General features: G+C 73.0%; 14 protein-coding genes. 3 read left to right on the top strand and 11 right to left on the bottom strand.

Translation table 11 applies throughout. The annotated features are described in order from the left end of the window. Window position 1 precedes the first annotated feature (1 nt). The 11 genes from AB4Y78_RS04220 to AB4Y78_RS04170 all read right to left on the bottom strand — a co-directional run bounded on the left by AB4Y78_RS04220 (window position 2) and on the right by AB4Y78_RS04170 (window position 12,355). On the bottom strand, window positions 2-1,450 hold the full coding sequence (locus AB4Y78_RS04220) for a hypothetical protein (RefSeq protein WP_441714019.1): 1,449 nt from the start codon (window positions 1,448-1,450) through the stop codon (window positions 2-4). A gap of 7 nt (window positions 1,451-1,457) precedes the next feature. After that, entirely contained in the window at window positions 1,458-2,174 is a 717-nt protein-coding gene (locus AB4Y78_RS04215) for a hypothetical protein (protein WP_441714021.1), read from the bottom strand. Continuing rightward, window positions 2,171-2,650 carry a hypothetical protein gene (locus AB4Y78_RS04210; RefSeq protein ID WP_441714023.1) on the bottom strand — a complete coding sequence of 160 codons (480 nt, stop codon included), beginning with the start codon at window positions 2,648-2,650 and terminating at the stop codon, window positions 2,171-2,173. The genes AB4Y78_RS04215 and AB4Y78_RS04210 overlap by 4 nt, the downstream gene beginning before the upstream one ends. After that, a complete protein-coding gene (locus AB4Y78_RS04205; RefSeq protein WP_441714025.1) occupies window positions 2,647-4,368 on the bottom strand; it encodes a protein kinase domain-containing protein in 1,722 nt (573 codons plus the stop codon). Before AB4Y78_RS04205 ends, AB4Y78_RS04210 begins: the two co-directional genes overlap by 4 nt. Before the next feature lie 7 nt (window positions 4,369-4,375). Further along, a complete protein-coding gene (locus AB4Y78_RS04200) occupies window positions 4,376-6,445 on the bottom strand; it encodes an FHA domain-containing protein (protein ID WP_441714027.1) in 2,070 nt (689 codons plus the stop codon). Window positions 6,446-6,447: 2 nt separating this feature from the next. After that, window positions 6,448-7,278 carry a PP2C family protein-serine/threonine phosphatase gene (locus tag AB4Y78_RS04195; protein WP_259909179.1) on the bottom strand — a complete coding sequence of 277 codons (831 nt, stop codon included), beginning with the start codon at window positions 7,276-7,278 and terminating at the stop codon, window positions 6,448-6,450. 5 nt (window positions 7,279-7,283) lie between these two features. After that, window positions 7,284-7,757 (bottom strand): hypothetical protein, encoded by a 474-nt coding sequence (locus tag AB4Y78_RS04190; protein WP_128277035.1) that lies wholly within the window; start codon window positions 7,755-7,757, stop codon window positions 7,284-7,286. A 10-nt stretch (window positions 7,758-7,767) separates the two neighbouring features. After that, on the bottom strand, window positions 7,768-8,244 hold the full coding sequence (locus tag AB4Y78_RS04185) for a hypothetical protein (protein ID WP_128277034.1): 477 nt from the start codon (window positions 8,242-8,244) through the stop codon (window positions 7,768-7,770). Between the two features lie 73 nt (window positions 8,245-8,317). Next, window positions 8,318-9,649, bottom strand: a complete 1,332-nt coding sequence (locus tag AB4Y78_RS04180) for a hypothetical protein (RefSeq protein ID WP_441714030.1) — start codon at window positions 9,647-9,649, stop codon at window positions 8,318-8,320. Between the two features lie 114 nt (window positions 9,650-9,763). Continuing rightward, window positions 9,764-11,233 (bottom strand): CCA tRNA nucleotidyltransferase, encoded by a 1,470-nt coding sequence (locus AB4Y78_RS04175; RefSeq protein WP_441714032.1) that lies wholly within the window; start codon window positions 11,231-11,233, stop codon window positions 9,764-9,766. 159 nt (window positions 11,234-11,392) lie between these two features. After that, window positions 11,393-12,355 (bottom strand): esterase/lipase family protein, encoded by a 963-nt coding sequence (locus AB4Y78_RS04170; RefSeq protein ID WP_441714034.1) that lies wholly within the window; start codon window positions 12,353-12,355, stop codon window positions 11,393-11,395. A gap of 156 nt (window positions 12,356-12,511) precedes the next feature. Here AB4Y78_RS04170 and AB4Y78_RS04165 point away from each other — a divergent pair, with 156 nt between their 5' ends. From AB4Y78_RS04165 to murJ, 3 genes are read left to right on the top strand one after another with little or no spacing between them, the layout of a single operon-like run. Further along, window positions 12,512-12,994 carry an NUDIX hydrolase gene (locus tag AB4Y78_RS04165; RefSeq protein WP_128277031.1) on the top strand — a complete coding sequence of 161 codons (483 nt, stop codon included), beginning with the start codon at window positions 12,512-12,514 and terminating at the stop codon, window positions 12,992-12,994. After that, the gene (locus AB4Y78_RS04160) at window positions 12,967-14,997 is read left to right on the top strand and encodes a DUF6049 family protein (protein WP_441736876.1); all 2,031 of its coding nucleotides are present in this window, start codon (window positions 12,967-12,969) and stop codon (window positions 14,995-14,997) included. The genes AB4Y78_RS04165 and AB4Y78_RS04160 overlap by 28 nt, the downstream gene beginning before the upstream one ends. Then, complete coding sequence (gene murJ, locus AB4Y78_RS04155; RefSeq protein ID WP_007929775.1) at window positions 14,998-16,671, top strand: murein biosynthesis integral membrane protein MurJ; 1,674 nt, start codon at window positions 14,998-15,000, stop codon at window positions 16,669-16,671. It abuts the gene before it with no gap. The last annotated feature ends 84 nt before the right edge of the window (window positions 16,672-16,755 follow it).

Below are 16,755 nucleotides of genomic sequence, written 5' to 3'. Positions count from 1 at the left end.
CTCATCCGGATTTCTTGGTGGACGTCGAGGTCGGGCTCTTGGCGCCCGAGCCCTTCTTCTTCGTCGTCTTCTTCTTCGCCGACGTCGAGGTCTTCGACGGCTTCGGTCGACTGGTGCTCGACGGGGAGGCGCTGCTCGACATCGGGTCCCACACCCGGGGGGTCGAGCCCGCCGACTCGGCGGGCCACGTGTCGATCCGCACCTCTCCCGGCAGGGTCAGGTCGTAGACGCGACCGGTGTCGAGGTCGTTGAGCAGCAGCTGACCCCGGTCGTGCCGCACGGCGACCGGGTAGCGGCGCGAAAAGGTACCGGAGACGGGCAGCTCGGTCGTGGGCGAGCTCGCCTGACCGCAGGCGGAGCCCCAGCGCACGGTGTCGCCGTCGCCCCAGGCCGCGTAGAGGCAGTCTCCGTTGATCGTCGGCCGGGAGATGCGCTGGTAGCGCGCCTGCGCCTCCTCATCGGCGAGACCGGAGGTCACCCCGTTCTCCGTGGACGACTCGGCTCCCTCCACGATCCGCACGTAGCCGGCCTCGTCGCGGGTCTGGAAGGCGACGACCTCGTTGCTCGGGCCGGCCTGCTGGAGGGTCGCCATGACGAGGGTGACGCCGGCCTGGTCCTGCGTCTCCCCCGGCAGCGCCTGCGGCTGCTCGAGGCCCTCGGCGTGGACCTCCCCCTTCTCGAGGTCGAGGACGACCCACGCGTCGCCGACCGCAGTGATGTCCGCGGCCCGCCCGTTGAAGCCGAGGTCGCTTCGCTCGGGCGACCCGAAGCCGTCGCCCTCGGCGGCGATCTCCACGACCGTGCCCGACTCCGCGGACACCGCCATGACGTCCCCGTCGACGTCGACCGTCACCGACGCATTGGGCCCGACGGTGGTGAGCTCACCGGTGTCCATGAGGTCCGCGACCGGGGTGCCCCCCTTCGGGTCGAGGCGCTTGGCCCAGACCCGCCCGGTGTCGTGGTCGACGACGGCCAGGGTGTTGCCGCGGAGACCGACGAGGTCGGGCTTGGCGTAGTCGACACCCGTGACGTAGGTGGGCTTCGGCAGCTCCACCTCGCCCTCGAGCGGCTCGCCCGACCGCGAGTCGATGCCGACGAGACGGCGGTCGCTCGTCACGGCGACGACGTTGCGGCCGTCCTGGAGGATGTCCGGCGGCGCCTCTCCCTTCGCGCCCGAGACGGCCTTGCCACCCCCGATGACGAGGTCGAGACCGTGGGCGCCGGTGTTGACCCGACCCCAGTAGCCGGTGCTGCCGCCCGAGACCCAGATCCCGCCGTCGGAGAGGGCGACGTCGTGGACCGGCTCACCGTCGGCACGCACGGCGAGGATCCCGAGCACCACGACGAGCACCGAGACCACGGCCCCCGAGACGGCGGTGAGCCAGACGGGCCGACGACGGCCCGCGGTCTCGGCGGTCCCCTCGGCCGCCCCCTGCCCCTGCACGCTCATCCCCCGGTCAGTCCTCCTCGGAGGAGCCGTCGTCGAGGAGCACCAGGTCGGCGTCGGTCACCACGCGGGTCGACAGCGCGTGCTCGACGAGCCGTGACTTGCGGTTGCTGGCGAGCTTGCCCGGGCCACCGTGGAGACCGCGGATGCCCGCGTCGGCGAGCTTCTGGCAGACGTTGTCGAGCTTGCGGTTGAACTTCGTGACCTTCCACCCCAGCCGCTCGGCCGCCGCGGCCGAGCTCGGGATGGTCCCCTGCCCGGCCCCGTCACGCCGCAGGAAGTCCTCGCACAGGGCGACGACGAGGAGCTTCTGGTCCGGCGTCAGCGAGACCCGACCGACGGTCGTCTCCCCGCCCGACTGCGGCACGAGCACGTCGTTGTCGATCGAGACGAAGCCCGGGTTGGCCACGAGGACGTCGAAGTCGTAGGTCGTGGGGCCGGCCGTGAACCACACGGTGACCCGCTCGAAGGCCAGGGGGATCCGTGCCCCCGGGTTGAGCCACGCCTGGAAGAGGCCCTTCTTGTCGGCCACGGTCGCGGTGAGGGTCGAGCCGATGTTGGTCAGCCACCACCAGCCGCCCTCGTGGGTCACCTGGAGGAAGTGCCGGTGGAGGAAGGGGTTGTCGTCGATCTCGACATCGCCCTCCCGGCCGATCGTCAGCGTCCCGTCCTTCGGCGCCTCGTGGAGCTCCCCGCAGAAGTCCACCGTCACCACGCTGTCACTCATGAGTTCCTCACCGTCTCGCACTGCACCTGTGACCACCCGGACCGCTGGGAGCCTCGCACGACCTGGACCGTCGCGCACTGCTGCACCCCCGGGGAGACCCCGAGCCGGTGCTCCGTGCTGTCGACGCGGACCGGGGTCCCCGTCACCCGGTCGGGATCCTCACCGGTGCGGATGTAGAAGTAGTCCCCATCCTGCAGGCCCGGGTAGGCGAAGGTGAAGACCATCGTCTCCCCGTCGAGCCGGACCGACAGGTCGGGTGCACCGGAGAGCGCACCCGTCGGCTGGGTCGGGTCGACCTTCGTCGTCGGCGGCGGGTCGGCCCCGTCGCGGGTCACCCACAGGACGGCACCGATCGCGCCGCACACGAGCAGGACGCCGACGATGCTCGCGATGAGCGGCACGAGGCCGACTTCGATCCCCTTCTTCGGGGGCTCGGGGACGGGAGGCGGCGGGGTGGTGCGGGGACGGGTGCTCACTTGTCCGCGCACTTCGTCTCGCTCCACGGCGAGTAGTCCTCGCCGCGCTGGACGCGCACGCGCGCGCACTGGCGACTGGCCGACCCGAACTCCTGCGAGAAGGTCCCCGTCCCGGTGGTCGTGTCGATCTCGGAGACGCCGTAGGCCGTCGCCTTGTCGATGACGTCCTCGGACAGGGCCGCCTTGACGAGGTAGCGGTCGCCCTCTTGGTAGTTGGGGTAGTCGATCGTGTAGACGAGCTGCGAGTCCTCGACCTGCATCGTGAAGGTCGGGGCGCTGTCGAGCGAGCCCCCGGTCGCACCGCCCGTGCCGGACGTCTGCGTGCCCTCGCTCCCACCGTTGAGGGCGAGCGCCGTACCGATGATCCCGACGATGAGGAGGAAGCCGCAGGCGCCGGCGACGATCGGCACCCAGCGTCGCGGGCCGGGCCGTCGTGGCGCGCCGGACCCGTGCCGGGGCCCACCACCGGGACCACCCGGCGGTGACTGCAGTGGGCGCGGGCCCGAGGCCTGTGGTGGACGGGGGCCGGAGCTCTGCGCGGGCTGGGGGCCCGGCGCGTACGGCGGGCGGGGGCCGGAGGACTGCGGAGGTCGCGGCCCGGACGCGTGGTCCGGACGCGGCCCGGAGGGCGCCGGGTCACCTGCGCGGGCGACGACGCCGTCCGCGATCGGCACCGGCCCGGAGTGCCCGATGCTGCGTCCTCCACTCAGCTGCCCACCGATGACCGGCTGGCCGAGCGGCGGCGGCGGGGCACCCGTCGTGGGGCGGGGGGTGGACCCCGACGAGGCCCGCAGCTGGGTGCGGTCCTGCGTCTGCCCCGGCAGGCGGCCGGAGTCCCCGCTGTGCCCGAGCTCGTCGAGGACGACGATGGCCGTGCGGGAGAAGCGCTCCTCCTGCTCGATCTGCTGGAGGCTGCGGGCGAACTCGATCGCGCTGGCGGGTCGCGCCAGCGGGTTCTTGCTCATCGCCTGGGCGAGGAGCCGCTCGAGGGACTGGGGCACGTCGGCCCGGCCGGTGCTCGGCGGCGGGTTGGACCGGATGCGGGGCATGAGCTCCAGGGCCGAGTTGTCCCCGCCCGGCACCTCGAAGGGGGACCGCCCGACGAGCAGCTGCCACAGGGTCGCCGACAGGGCGTACACGTCGGCGCGCGCGTCACCGTTGCTGTGGCCGAAGAGGACCTCCGGCGGGGCCCACGGGATCGAGACCCCGAGGTCCTCGTCGAGCTCCTCGAGGGCACCACCGCGCCCGGCGATGCCGAAGTCGGTCAGGCCGGGCGAGCCGTACTGGCTGACGAGCACGTTGGCCGGCTTGATGTCGCGGTGGATGACCCCGGCCCGGTGCGCGGTCTCGACGGCGCTCGCCAGCTGGATGCCGGTGCGCAGCACCTCCTCGACCGAGAAGCGCGCCGTCCGCGCCCGCTGGGCGAGGTTGGGCGGCGGGTAGTACTTCATGACGAGGAAGGGGCGCCCGTCGTCGCTCGTCCCCGCACGGAAGACCTGGACGATGTACGGGTGGTCCGCGAGCTGGGCCATCGTGTTGGCCTCGTCGATGAACTGCTGCTGGATCGTCGGCGTCAGGCCCTCGGTCTTGAGGACCTTGACCGCGACCTTCATCCGCGGCATCTGCTGCTCGTAGAGGAAGACGTCGGCGTAGCCGCCCGAGCCGAGCGGCTGGACGTAGTCGAGCCCTTCGAGGTCGGGCGGCAACGTGCTGCTCACTCAGGCATCATCCCGTGACCTCGAAGACCATCGAGACCTGGTCGGCGAGGGTGATCGTCGTACCCGGCTCGATCGTCTGCTGGTCGCCGGGGCGCACCCGCACCGGCGAGGACCCGGGCAGCGCCACGGTCGTGCCGTTGGTCGAGCCGAGGTCACGGACGAGCACGTGCCAGCCGTCGAGCACGACCTCGACGTGGTTGCGTGAGATCTCGTTGTCGGGACTGGAGATGCGCACGAGGTGCGGCGTGCGCGGGCCGGTGACGTCTGCGCGCGGCGCGCGTCCGATGAGCACCCCACGGTCGAGCGTGACGACGTCGCCGGTCGACAACCGCAGGTGACCGAGGGCCGGACGGGCGGTCTGCTCGGGCTGCTGGCTCGGCAGGTCCTGCCCGCACACCCGGCAGCGAGTGGCGTGGGGCGCGTTGAGATGACCGACGGAGCAGCGCACCGCGAGGACCATGGGCTCGGCGGCGCCGGGCTGCTCGCCCCCCGTCGACGTCGGCTCGGGCTGGACGGCAGCCCCCTGGTCGGGGGTCGGCGGGCCCGGCAGGCCGAAGGGCAGGCCCGGCACCCCGGGGTTGGGGCCGGCCGGTCCGCCCGCGGGGGCGCCACCGTCACCGGCCCAGGGCACGGAGGAGATCAGCCCGTCGGAGGCCTCCGGGGCGGAGGTCCCGGGGGCCGTCGGAGCTGCTGCTGCGGCCGGACCGCTGTCGACGGGGGCGGCACCCGGGCCGCTGTGCACCGGCGCACTCGACGGCTCGGCGGCTGCCTCGGGCACCCGCGACCCCACCAGGTGGCCGTCGACGAACTGCGGCCGACCACCCCCGGGCTCACGACCCGTCGCGGTGTCGCGGGCGGCCATGACACCGCTCGGCGCCGCCGGGACGGCCGCCCGGGCCGCGGCCGGGATGGGAGCGGCGGCTGCCGGCTCCTCGTCCGTGGGCTCGTCCTGGCCCCTGTGGCTCGGGACCTGCTCATCGGCGGCCTCCGCCGCGGGCGCGGCCGGGTACCCGGTGCCTGCGCCCGGCTCCTCCTCGGCCGGGTAGCCGATGCCGTCACCCGAGGTGTCACTGTCGCCGGCGGCGAAGGGAGCGCTCCCCGGCAACGGGGGCAGGCCACCCGGCAGCTCGCCGACGGTCGGGCCCACCGGCTCTGCCGGTCCGTCGAGCTCGTCCTCCTCAGAGGGCGGGGCGAGGGTGGCATTGGCCGGGTTGTCCGAGGGCTGGTAGCCACCGGCGGCGGCGACCGGACCGGAGTCGATCGGGGCCTGCTTGGACTCGTCCTCCTCCATGGCCGCCAGCAGCGAGCTGCGGTGGTGCTGGGTGTTGCCGAAGAGGAAGTCGAAGCTCGGCAGCTCCTCCTCGTCCTCGGCCGGGGCGCCGGGGGCCGTCGCGGCCGCCGGAGCGTCGTCGGTGGGCGCCGTTGACTGGGGCTCGGGCTCGACGAGGTCCTGGGCCTCGGGGGCCGGGCTCTCGACGACCCGCCCCTCCTCGACCGGCTCCTGCTGGGACGGCTCCTGGGCCGAGGTCGCTTCCGCGGCGAAGACGGAGGGGATCGCCCAGCCGGGGGCCTCAGGCGCCGCTGCCTGCTCCGGAGCCTCCGGCGCGGGTGCGTCGGAGGCCGGCTGCTCGGCAGCCGGCTCGTCAGCAACGGGCGCGTCGTCGACGGGCTCCTCGGCAGCCGGCTCCTCGACGTCAGGCGCGGCGGCGACGGGCTCGGGCTCACCCGTGGCGAGCACCACCTCGTCCGAGCCGCCCTCGAGGTCCTCGTCGGTCCACGGTCCACGGGCGGGCGCCAGGACCGTGCGGGTCCCCTCGGCCCCGGTGACGGTCACCGACGCGGTGCCGCGCACGAGGACCCGGCCGGAGGTCTCGTCGACGAGGGCGAAGTCGGGCGTGCGACGCACGCCGCCCGTCGTCAGCTCGTCGGTCACGACATCGACGAGGTCGTCGCCGCCGGCCGACCCGAGGGCGGCCTCGACACGCTCGGCGAGGGAGGCGTCGCCCTTCGCGAGCAGGTGCAGCCCATCCCGGGTGACCTCGATCCACCCGGCCCGACCGTCGATCCTCGTGCTCATCGTCACTCCTTGTCGCTCAGCTGTCCCCGCGGCGCGGTGTCGTCCCCCGTGGCCCGGGGGCTCGTCTCCGACAGGTCGTCCCCCACCGAACCGTGCAGGTCGACGACCACCACGGTCACATTGTCACGCCCACCGGCCGCGACCGCGGCCCGGACGAGCTCCTCGGCTGCGGCCTGGGGGTGCGGCTCGCGCTGCAGGATCTCATGCAGCTGCTCGTCAGTGATCTCGTTGGTCAGGCCGTCCGAGCAGATGACGAAGCGTTCACCGGCATAGGGCGGCAGCACCCACACGTCGGCCTGGTAGGCGTAGTCCGTGCCCAGCGAGCGGGTGACGACATTGCGCGCCGGGTGGGTGCGGGCCTCCTCGGCGGTGATGACTCCGGCCTCGACGAGCTCCTGCACCTCCGAGTGGTCCACGGTCACCTGGGTGAGTGCGCCGTCGATGGCCCGGTAGACGCGCGAGTCGCCGACGTTGAAGACCGCCCAGTGGTCGGCGCCCCCGGCGGTGACGAGCGCCAGACCGGTGGCGGTCGTGCCCATCCCCTTGTTTTCCGGGTGGGAGTCGACCGCCTCGAGGATGCGGTCGTTGGCCAGCACGAGCTGGCTGCTCACGCCGTCGGCCGTGAGGTCCTCGCGCGATACCAGCTCGCGCATCGTCTCGACGACGATGCCGCTGGCGACCTCACCGGCTGCGTGCCCGCCCATGCCGTCGGCGACGACGAAGATGCCGCCCTCCGCGAGCGCCGAGTCCTCGTTGAGCGAGCGCACCCGCCCGGTGTCCGTCGCCGCACCCACCCGCAGGGTCAGGCCGGGCAGCTCCTCGGGTCGTGCCACCGCCGTCACCGGGTGACCCGGATCGTCCGCAGCACCTGCTGGACCTCGCCGTAGGCGCTCTGCGCGTCACCGCCACCCACGGACCCGGTGGCCTGCACGAGGTCGACGATGCGGCCTCGCCGCGACCCGGCGAAGAGGTGGATCTGCACGACCGTCCCGATCTCCGGGTCGGTCCACGACACGTTGACCCCCACGAAGGGGACCTCGCCCAGCTCGAGCTCGAAGGGCTCGTCGACGTGGCCCTGGTCCTGCTGGGCGACGAAGCCGCGCAGCTCGTCCAGGGCCTGACGCATCGAGAAGTCCCCCGTGCGCTGGAAGCCTCGGATGACGACATTGGGCGCGAAGCCGTGGTCGCTCTCGATGCGGCGGCAGGACAGCAGGGTCCCGCCGACCCGCACGGGCGCCCACGTGTCCGGGACGTCGATGGTCACACCGGGGGGACCCGGGAAGACCTCGCTCGGGTAGGTCAGCTGCGGCATGGGGCGGCTCTCAGGGGTTGATGCGGATGGAGTCGACGATGCGATCGATGGTGGCGTAGTCCGTCTCGCGGCGCGCGCCGGCGTACGACCCCGTGACCTGGATGACGTCGAAGACGTCGTTCTGCCGCTGCGCCGTGAACCAGTGCACCTGACCGACGGTGCCCGCCTCGGCGTCGACGAAGGCCACGTCGGCCCCGACGAACTCGCGACCGTCGACCTCTTGGTGCTTGAGCTGGCCGACCGTCCCCTCCTGACGCTGCTGCGCGTACTGCTTCAGCTCCGCGTGGATCTCCTCGGGCCCGAAGGGAGCCAGCCGCTGGTAGAAGCGCACGACGACGTTGGCGAGGAAGTGGGTGGCGCCCTCGTCCCGGTCGCGGATGGCGATGAGCGTGTCCGGTGCCCACACCTGCTCCCAGCCCTCAGGCATCTCGAGGGTGATGGGCGGGGGGCCGGGGACGACCTCGCTGGGGTAGCTGATCTGGGTCATGCTGCGCTCCTGTGTGCTCGGGGGCGGCGGCCGGGGTCTGGGGCCCAGCCTGCCATCTCGGGACGAAGGGGGGTCACCACCAGTTGCCTGGGTTGAACGGGGATTCGGCGAGCGACTCACCGACATCGCTCAGGCCGTCGATGATCTCGTTGGGCGAGACCGACAGGTCGAGCGAGATGGAGGCTCCGACGCCGAGGGTGGCGCCGACGTCGAAGGAGACGCCCACCCGGTCGGCGGAGAACTCCGCGCTCCCCTCGGCGTGGGCACCGATGCCGTACGACAGGGAACCGGAGGCCCCGACGCTCGCCGGCCCGAGGTCCTGGCTCACACCCCCTTCGATCCGACCACCGGCGAAGGCCTCGAGACCGGCCTCGACGCGCGCACCGCCCGGGCCGATCTGGGCGCCGGCCGTGGCCTCGCCCTGCGCACCGATGTAGCCCTCGGCCTGCGCCGACGTGCCGTGGTCGTTGGCCCAGTGGGCCTCGCCGCGTGCGACGTAGAGGCCGGCCTCGGCGCTGGCGTCCACGTAGGCACCGCGTGTGGCGTCGATGCCCATCGAGCCCTGCGACTCCGCGTTGTACGAGAGGAACTCGCCGCTCGCGCCGACCTGGTCGTTGCCGACCTCGCCCCGGGCCACCTGGTCGCCGACCTGGCCATCCCACAGGCCCTGCTCGACGATGGGCTCGCTCTGCACGTTGTCGAGGACGCCCTGCACGTCCTGCCAGCGGTTGTCGTCGAAGGAGCACTCGTTGGACCACGACTCGCCCCACTCGCGGTACCCCCCACCCTCTCCGCGGGTGCTCTCGTGCGCGGTCTCCCACCCGTCGCCGCGCTCGTTGATGTCCGTGTGCGAGCGCATCTCGTGGCCGAGAGGGCCCTGGCTGTTGAGCCACCGACCCTCGGCGTCCTCCTGCCACGTCTTGCCCGTGATCGGGTCGTAGTGGTGCTTGTTGCCCTCTTCGTCGGTGTTGGTGCGCACCCCCCAGGAGTCCTGGTCGCGCCCGAGGATGTCGTAGCCGTTGCCCATGTCGGGGCGCTCCTCGGCGTCCGTGCCGCGGCCGCGACCGTCACCCGGCTCGCGACCGGGTCCGCCCGGACCGCCCGGACCACCGGGTCCCCCGCCGCTGCCCTGCCCGCCGGAGCCGCGGTCCTGGTCGTCCGCCTGTCGGCGCAGCTCGCTGGAGATCGAGCGCAGCATCTCGCTCGCGGCCCCGACCTGCTTGCCGGCGTCGTCGCGCCACTGGCGCAGGAGCTCCTGCCCGTCCTCGCCGCCCCAGTTGTCCCCGAGGACCGCGGCGCTCGCATTGCCGCGCACGAGGATCTCCCCGAGTCGATGGACCTGGGTGTCGAGGCCGCTCGCGACTTCTCGGACACGCGAGCTGTCCATGCCTTCACGGACGGTCATGGTTTCTCCCTGGCAGGTGGGCGGTGCGGCCCTCGCGGGCGGGTCAGCCCAAATCTAGGGCGGTGGGCGCCGCAGGGCGATGGGCAGCACTCCCCATCGGGTCCGGGCCGGCCGTCACCCGCGCTCGGCCCACCACGCACGCAGCCGGTCCGCGGCCGCCTCCTCGCCGATCGGGCCCTCGTCGAGACGGACCTGCAGGAGGTACCGGTAGGCCTCGCCGAGGACCGGGCCGGGGTCGATGCCGAGGACCTGCGCGATCTGGTGCCCGTCGAGCTCGGGGCGCACCCGGTCGAGCTCTTCCTGCTCCTGCAGCTCGACGATCCGCTCCTCGAGGTCGTCGTAGGCCCGGCGCAGGCGATCCGCCTTGCGCTGGTTGCGGGTGGTGCAGTCGGCGCGGGTCAGCCGGTGGAGGCGCTCGAGCAGGGGCCCGGCGTCGGTGACGTAACGACGCACGGCCGAGTCGGTCCACTGCCCGTCGCCGTAGCCGTGAAATCGCAGGTGCAGCTCGACGAGGCGCGCGACGGACCTGGTCGTCTCCTTGTCGAAGCGCAGCGCCCGCATCCGCTTGGCGGTCATCTTGGCCCCGACGACGTCGTGGTGGTGGAAGGAGACACCCCCTCCGGCCTCGAAGCGACGGGTGCGGGGCTTGCCGATGTCGTGCAGCAGGGCGGCAAGACGCAGGACGAGGTCGGGCCGCGGCACCGGGTGGTCGAGATCCGCGTCGGGGTCCGGCCCCGCCACGCCCTCCAGGTCGATCGCCTGCTGGAGCACGGTCAGGGAGTGCTCGTAGACGTCCTTGTGCCTGTGGTGCTCGTCGATCTCGAGCCGCAGTGCGGGCAGCTCCGGCAGGACGTGCTCGGCCAGGCCGGTGTCGACGAGGACCCGCAGCCCGGCGACCGGGTCGGCGGCCAGGAGCAGCTTGACCAGCTCGTCACGGATCCGCTCGGCCGAGACGATCTCGAGGGTCCCCGCGGCCGCGGTCATCGCCTCGACGACCTCGGGCCCGGGGTTCACCCCGAGCTGGGCGACGAAGCGCGCCGCGCGCATCATCCGCAGCGGGTCGTCGCTGAAGGAGACCTCGGGGGCGGACGGGGTACGCAGCCGCCCCGCGGCGAGGTCGCGCATGCCGCCGTGCGGGTCGACGAGCTCCAGGTCGGGCAGTCGCAGGGCCATCGCGTTGACGGTGAAGTCGCGGCGGACGAGGTCGTCCTCGAGGTTGTCGCCGAAGGCGACGACGGGCTTGCGGGTCGTCCCGTCGTAGGCGTCCGCCCGGTAGGTCGTCACCTCGACGACGTCGGCGCCCTTGCGTGCACCGATCGTCCCGAAGTCGCGCCCCATGTCCCAGTGGGCGTCGCCCCAGTCGGCGAGGATCGCCTCGGTCTCGTCCGGCGACGCCGAGGTCGTGAAGTCGAGGTCGCCGCTGGTCCGCCCGAGGAAGGCGTCACGCACCGGCCCGCCGACGAGCGCGAGCTCGTGCCCACCCGCCGCGAAGCGCTCACCCAGGTCGGTGAGGAGCGGGACCGTCGGAGCCAGGTGGGCCACCGCGGCGCGCAGGATCTCCGGGGGCAGGGCGGGGTCGGACATGGGGCCCAAGGCTACGCGGTGCCCGGGCCCGCTCCCTTCGCCCCGCCCCCACCCCCCGTCCGCATTTCCCTAGGGAAATGCGGGGGGGTCCGCATCTGCCTAGGGAAATGCGCGGGGGGATCCGTATTTCCCTAGGCAAATGCGTGGCGAGGGGGTGGGTCAGAGGACGGGCGCGTTGGGCAGGCAGCGGAGGGTCCCCGATCCGTTGGCCCTGAGCGCGCGCTTGGTGATGTCGATGACCCGGGGGCTGTGGGTTATCGACAGGTGGTCGCTGAAGTCGATCGCGCAGCCGTCCTGGACGGTGATGTTGCGGACCGTGGCTCCCGGACCGGCAGTGAGGAAGGTGCTGCGGTAGGGGGTGACCACCTCGTCGTACTTCGTCCCGATGACGGTGTAGTCGACCCCGGGCACGGTGTCGCCGTCGGCGGTGAGTGCGGTGATGTACTCCGAGCCCTTGATCTGGTCGACGGCGGCCTGGCCCAGCCCGGCCCGGGTGAGGTCCGTCGCCCCGACGGCTTCGGCGATCGTCCCCAGACCCGACAGGGTCGTGCCGTGGTGGCTGCCGGCGAGGGTCACGACGTCGTCGACCCCACCGCCGCCGTGCTTCTTCAGCACGTCGGTGATGATCGTCCCGCCTTGCGACCAGCCGACCAAGTCGACCTTGCTGGCCCCGGTGCGCGCGCGCACGGTGTCGGCGAAGGCGGCGAGCTCGTCGCCGTTGTCCGACAGCCCCGTCGTGCCGTACACCCCGGGCAGCTGCGCCGCAGCATCCGTACCGTCGGTGCCGTAGTTGAAGGAGTACACGCAGTAGCCGGCCCATCGCAGCTCGGGCGCCATCCGGGCGAAGGAGTTGTACTGGTTGGCGTAGGTGCCGTGGACGAGGACGACCGGGTGCTCACCCGCTCGCGGCACGCACCCCCAGTCGTTGACCCCTTGCGCCTGCGCGTCGGGGTAGACGAGCGAGTAGAGCAGGCTGCTGCTGAAGTTCAGCTGGTAGGGACCGACCTTGGGCGCGGCGTCGGCAGCCGCCGGTGCGGCGCTGGCCGGTGCGGCGGAGAGCGCACCGCAGGCCACTGCTGCAGCGGCGGCGGAGACGGCGAGTCGGCGAAGAGATGACCTCATGAGGGCTCCAGATGACGGCGTCGACGCTGACGCTGGCGGCACCGACGTCCTCGGCGGTGCCGTCCGAACCTACCGGTAGGTGGGCCGCGCCCGCTCCCCGAGCCACCGGACCATGCTCCCCGGGGGAGCCACGGGCGCGGTGGCTACAGTGACCACATGAGTCACCCCGCTCCCACCTCCGGACCGCAGCGCCGTCTGCCTGCGGTCGAGGAGCGCAGCGCGGGGGGCGTCGTCGTCGACGTGCACGAAGGGGAGGCCCGCATCGCCGTCATCGCGCGGCGCAACCGGGCCGGTCGCCTGGAGTGGTGCCTGCCCAAGGGGCACATCGAGGGCGAGGAGACCCTCGTCGAGACCGCCGCGCGCGAGGTCGCGGAGGAGACCGGCATCGAGGCGCGGGTCCTCGTCGAGCTCGGCACCATCGACTACTGGTTCGCCACGCCCGACCGGCGGATCCACAAGTTCGTCCACCACTACCTGCTCGAGGCCATCGGCGGGTACCTGACGATCGACAACGACCCCGACCACGAGGCCGTCGACGTCGCCTGGCTGCCGCTGCGGGACGCCCCCCGGCACCTGACCTTCCCCAACGAGCGACGCATCGCGAGGGAGGCGTGGCAGCGGCTCGCCGGCGACGGCTGAGCGCACGCATCGCGGGCCTGCTGCTCGCGGTGCTCGTCGTGCTCCCCGTCGCTGCCGCGCCCTCGACCGCTGCCCCCGAGGCGCCCGATGCCACGGGCACCCGGCTGACGATCACCTCCATGACCCCCGTCGCGGACGGTGACGGCCGCGCTACCGTCCGCGGCCGACTGACCAACACCGGCACCGAGACCCTCGAGAGCCCCTCGGTCCGGCTCGTCCCGCAGCAGGCGGGCAGCCGCCGCTCGGACATCGCCACCTGGACCGAGGGCACCCGCCCCGTCGAAGGGGCCTCCCTCGACGACGACTCGCTCGACGACCTCCCGGCTGGACGGTCGACCCCCTTCGTCCTGCGGGTCGACGCCGACGACCTGCTGCCCGACGCCTCCGCCGGCGCCGCCTGGGTGAGCATCCAGACGGAGACGACCGCGGTGCACACCTTCATCGGGGTCCACCGGACGAAGGAGTACGAGCCGCTCGGCCTCGTCTGGGGCATCCCGCTCGGCCTGCCCGCCGACCGTCGTCTCTTCGGCCACGGCGAAGGGAGGGCCAAGGCCTGGTCGGAGGCCGTCGGCCCCGACTCGCGGCTCGCCCGGCTCACCGACGAACCTCCGGCCCGTGACGAGGCCTGGCTGATCGACCCCACCCTGCTCGACGTGCCCGAGGAGGAGACCACGCGCACCGCCGAGCGGCGGGTGCGCGCCGAGCGTGCCACCGCCCTGCGCGACCGCATCGTCGGGTCGCGCACCCTCGTGCTCCCGGGCGCCGACGCGGACGTCGCCGCCGGGGCCCGCTCCGGGGCCGCGGCCCGCCTCGTCCGCCCCCGCGTCGCCGACGGGGCCGCGGTCGCCGAGGAGCTCGGCGCCCGCAGCGACGTCCTGTGGCCTGCCGACGGTCTGGCCACCGACGAGCGGGCGGAGGCACTCGACGACCTCCACGCCGACCCGACCTCGCTCCTCGTCCCCGACAGCAGCCTCGAGTCCGACGGCTTCACCGCCACCGGCGGGGTCCGCACGACCGGGGGGACCCCGCTCGTCGTGCGCGACGGCCCGCTCTCCGAGCTCGTCGCCGGACTGACCGGCCCGGACGACGTCGTCCTCGCCCGGCAGCAGCTCGTCGCCGAGACCGCGTCGATCCTCACCGAACGATCGGGCACCCCCCGCACCGTGCTCGTCGTGCCCGACCGCGGCACCACCCCGGACCCCGATGCGTGGGAACAGCTGCGCGACGCCTCCGGGGACATCCCGTGGGTGACGAAGGGGGACCTCGCGAGCGTCCTGACCGCCGCCGAGGACGCCGATCCGGTCCGCACGCCCCGCACGCGCACCGAGATCCGCCGCGCCACCACGCCCGACACGCCTCGGGCCGCGCTGCTCAGCAAGAACCGCGCCCAGCAGATCTCCGACGACCAGGAGGCGATGGTCACCTTCGCGTCGGTCCGCTCCGACGGACGGGCCTGGCGACGCGAGCTCGTGCCGACCCTCCACCAGCTGACCTCCGCCCGGTGGCGCACCGCACCGAGCGACTACGCGGCGCTGCAGCAGCAGGTCACCGACGAGGTCGCTCTCACCGCCGATGACGTCGTCGTCCGGTCCGGCGACGTCAACTTCTTCGCCGACACGGGTCGGCTGCAGATCACGATCGTCAACCGCACCGACGTCGAGCTGACCAACCTCGTCGTCCGCCTCTCCCCGGGCAACCCCTCCCTGCGCATCGACGACGACCCCGAGCCCGTGACGATCGGCCCCGGCGGCAGCCACACCGTGACCGTCCAGGCCAGCGCCCTCGCCGCCGGGCAGGTGCCCGTCCACGTCTCGGTCGCCACCCCCTCAGGGCACGAGGTCACCGCACCCGCGACCCTGCGCGTCAAGGTGCGTCCGACCGGCGCATCCATCTACTGGGTCATCGGTGGCGCGGCCGCCCTCCTCCTGGCCGGCGGCACGTGGCGTACCGTGCGGGGCGGTCGTCGTCCGAGGACCGCGGACGAGCCCACCGAGGAGAGCTGAATGAGTCAGGCGCCCACCGGGCCCGACGACGTGGAGCCCACGACGACCCGTGAGCAGCCCTCGATCGTGCGCTCGAGCGCGATCATGGCCGCCGGCAGCCTGGCCTCCCGGGTGCTCGGCCTCGTGCGCAACACCCTGACCATCGCTGTCGTCGGCCTCAACCTCGTGCCGGCCGACGCCTGGAATGCCGCCAACACGCTGCCCAACATCTTCCACCTGCTCATCGCCGGCGGGGTGCTCAACGCCGTCATCGTCCCGCAGATCACCAAGGCCATGCGCCACGAGGACGGCGGCACCGTCTACATCAACCGACTGCTGACGATCGCCGTGACCACGCTCGCGGCCGTCACCCTCGCCCTCACCCTCGCCGCGCCCCTGCTCGTGCAGCTGGTCGTCTCCGGCAGCTGGGACGGACCCTCGCGGGGCCTGGCGACCGCCTTCGCCGTCATCTGCCTGCCGCAGGTCTTCTTCTACGGCGTCTACACCCTCTTCGGGCAGGTCCTCACCGCCCACAGCCGCTTCGGCATGTTCATGTGGGCGCCCGCTCTGGCCAATGTCGTCGCGATCGCCGGTCTCGCGTGGTTCCTGCTGACCGACGCCCCACTGCGAGCCCCGGTCGCCGACTGGAGCCCGACGATGATCGCCGTCCTCGCCGGCTCGGCCACCCTCTCGATCGCCCTGCAGGCGCTGGTGCTCGTCCCGTCGCTGCGGGCCACCGGCCTGCGCTACCGGCCGGTCTGGGGCCTGCGGGGCAGCGGCCTCGGCAGCGCCTCACGCATGGCGATGTGGGCCTTCGCCGCCGTCGCCGTCGGCCAGCTCGGCTACTTCGTCAACTCCCGCGTCCTGACCTCCGCGACCTACGAGGCCCAGCACCTCGGCGTCGAGGGCGCCGGCCTGACCGCCTACGCCAATGCCTACCTGCTCTTCATGCTCCCCCACGGGCTCATCACGGTCTCCCTCGTCACCGCCCTCTTCACCCGGCTCTCCCACGCCGCCCACGACCGCGACACCGCCGCCGTCACGGCCGACCTGCGACGCGGCATGACCCTGCCCGCCGTCGTGCTGATCCCGGCCACCGCGATCATGGTGCTGCTCGCCCCCTTCGTCCTCGCCGCGATCCTGCCCGGCACCCCCCGCGCCGCGACCGACGCCTCGGTGGGCGTCCTCGTGACGATGATGCTCGGGCTCGTGCCCTACGGCTGGTTCTTCCTCGTCCAACGGGCCTACTACGCCTACGAGGACGGTCGCACCCCCTTCGGCCTGCAGCTCGTGGTCACCCTCGTCGCGGTCTCCGTGACCCTCTTCGGCTCCACCCGTCCCCCCGAGGACGTCGCGACCTGGGTCGGCATCGGGCAGTCCGTCTCCAACCTCACCGCCGCCCTGATCGGCTTCTGGCTGCTGCGCCGCCGGCTCGGCCCCCTCCAGCTCGGCCGCGTCCTGCAGCAAAACATCCGCCTCGTCATCGCCACCGTCGCCGCCACCGCCTGCGGCGGGCTCGTCCTGCGCGGCCTCGACCTGGTCCTCGACACCGACACCTGGGCCGGGGCCGTCGTCGTCACAGCCCTCGTCGCCCTCGTCGTCCTCGCCCTGAGCCTCGCCCTCGCCGCCCGGATGCGGGTGCGCGAGGTCACCGAGACACTCGCCCCCCTCACCCGACGGCTGCGGCGCGGCTGACGCGCCCCCCGCGGCGGGCTCCCGACCTCGACCGGGTCGGGCACCTAGGATGGCGCGGCAGACATCCACCGACGAGAGGGACAA

It is taken from the genome of Janibacter sp. RAF52 (assembly GCF_052114035.1).
GTDB lineage: Bacteria > Actinomycetota > Actinomycetes > Actinomycetales > Dermatophilaceae > Janibacter > Janibacter hoylei.
This window is presented reverse-complemented; position numbering and strand designations above follow the sequence as displayed.

Bases quoted from the DNA above. Each gene is read 5' to 3' on its own strand.
- murJ (WP_007929775.1), top strand. From the start codon at position 14,998: ATGAGTCAGGCGCCCACCGGGCCCGACGACGTGGAGCCCACGACGACC.
- AB4Y78_RS04220 (WP_441714019.1), bottom strand. From the start codon at position 1,450: ATGAGCGTGCAGGGGCAGGGGGCGGCCGAGGGGACCGCCGAGACCGCG.
- AB4Y78_RS04190 (WP_128277035.1), bottom strand. From the start codon at position 7,757: ATGCCGCAGCTGACCTACCCGAGCGAGGTCTTCCCGGGTCCCCCCGGT.
- AB4Y78_RS04170 (WP_441714034.1), bottom strand. From the start codon at position 12,355: ATGAGGTCATCTCTTCGCCGACTCGCCGTCTCCGCCGCCGCTGCAGCA.
- AB4Y78_RS04180 (WP_441714030.1), bottom strand. From the start codon at position 9,649: ATGACCGTCCGTGAAGGCATGGACAGCTCGCGTGTCCGAGAAGTCGCG.
- AB4Y78_RS04175 (WP_441714032.1), bottom strand. From the start codon at position 11,233: ATGTCCGACCCCGCCCTGCCCCCGGAGATCCTGCGCGCCGCGGTGGCC.
- AB4Y78_RS04215 (WP_441714021.1), bottom strand. From the start codon at position 2,174: ATGAGTGACAGCGTGGTGACGGTGGACTTCTGCGGGGAGCTCCACGAG.
- AB4Y78_RS04165 (WP_128277031.1), top strand. From the start codon at position 12,512: ATGAGTCACCCCGCTCCCACCTCCGGACCGCAGCGCCGTCTGCCTGCG.
- AB4Y78_RS04200 (WP_441714027.1), bottom strand. From the start codon at position 6,445: ATGAGCACGAGGATCGACGGTCGGGCCGGGTGGATCGAGGTCACCCGG.
- AB4Y78_RS04185 (WP_128277034.1), bottom strand. From the start codon at position 8,244: ATGACCCAGATCAGCTACCCCAGCGAGGTCGTCCCCGGCCCCCCGCCC.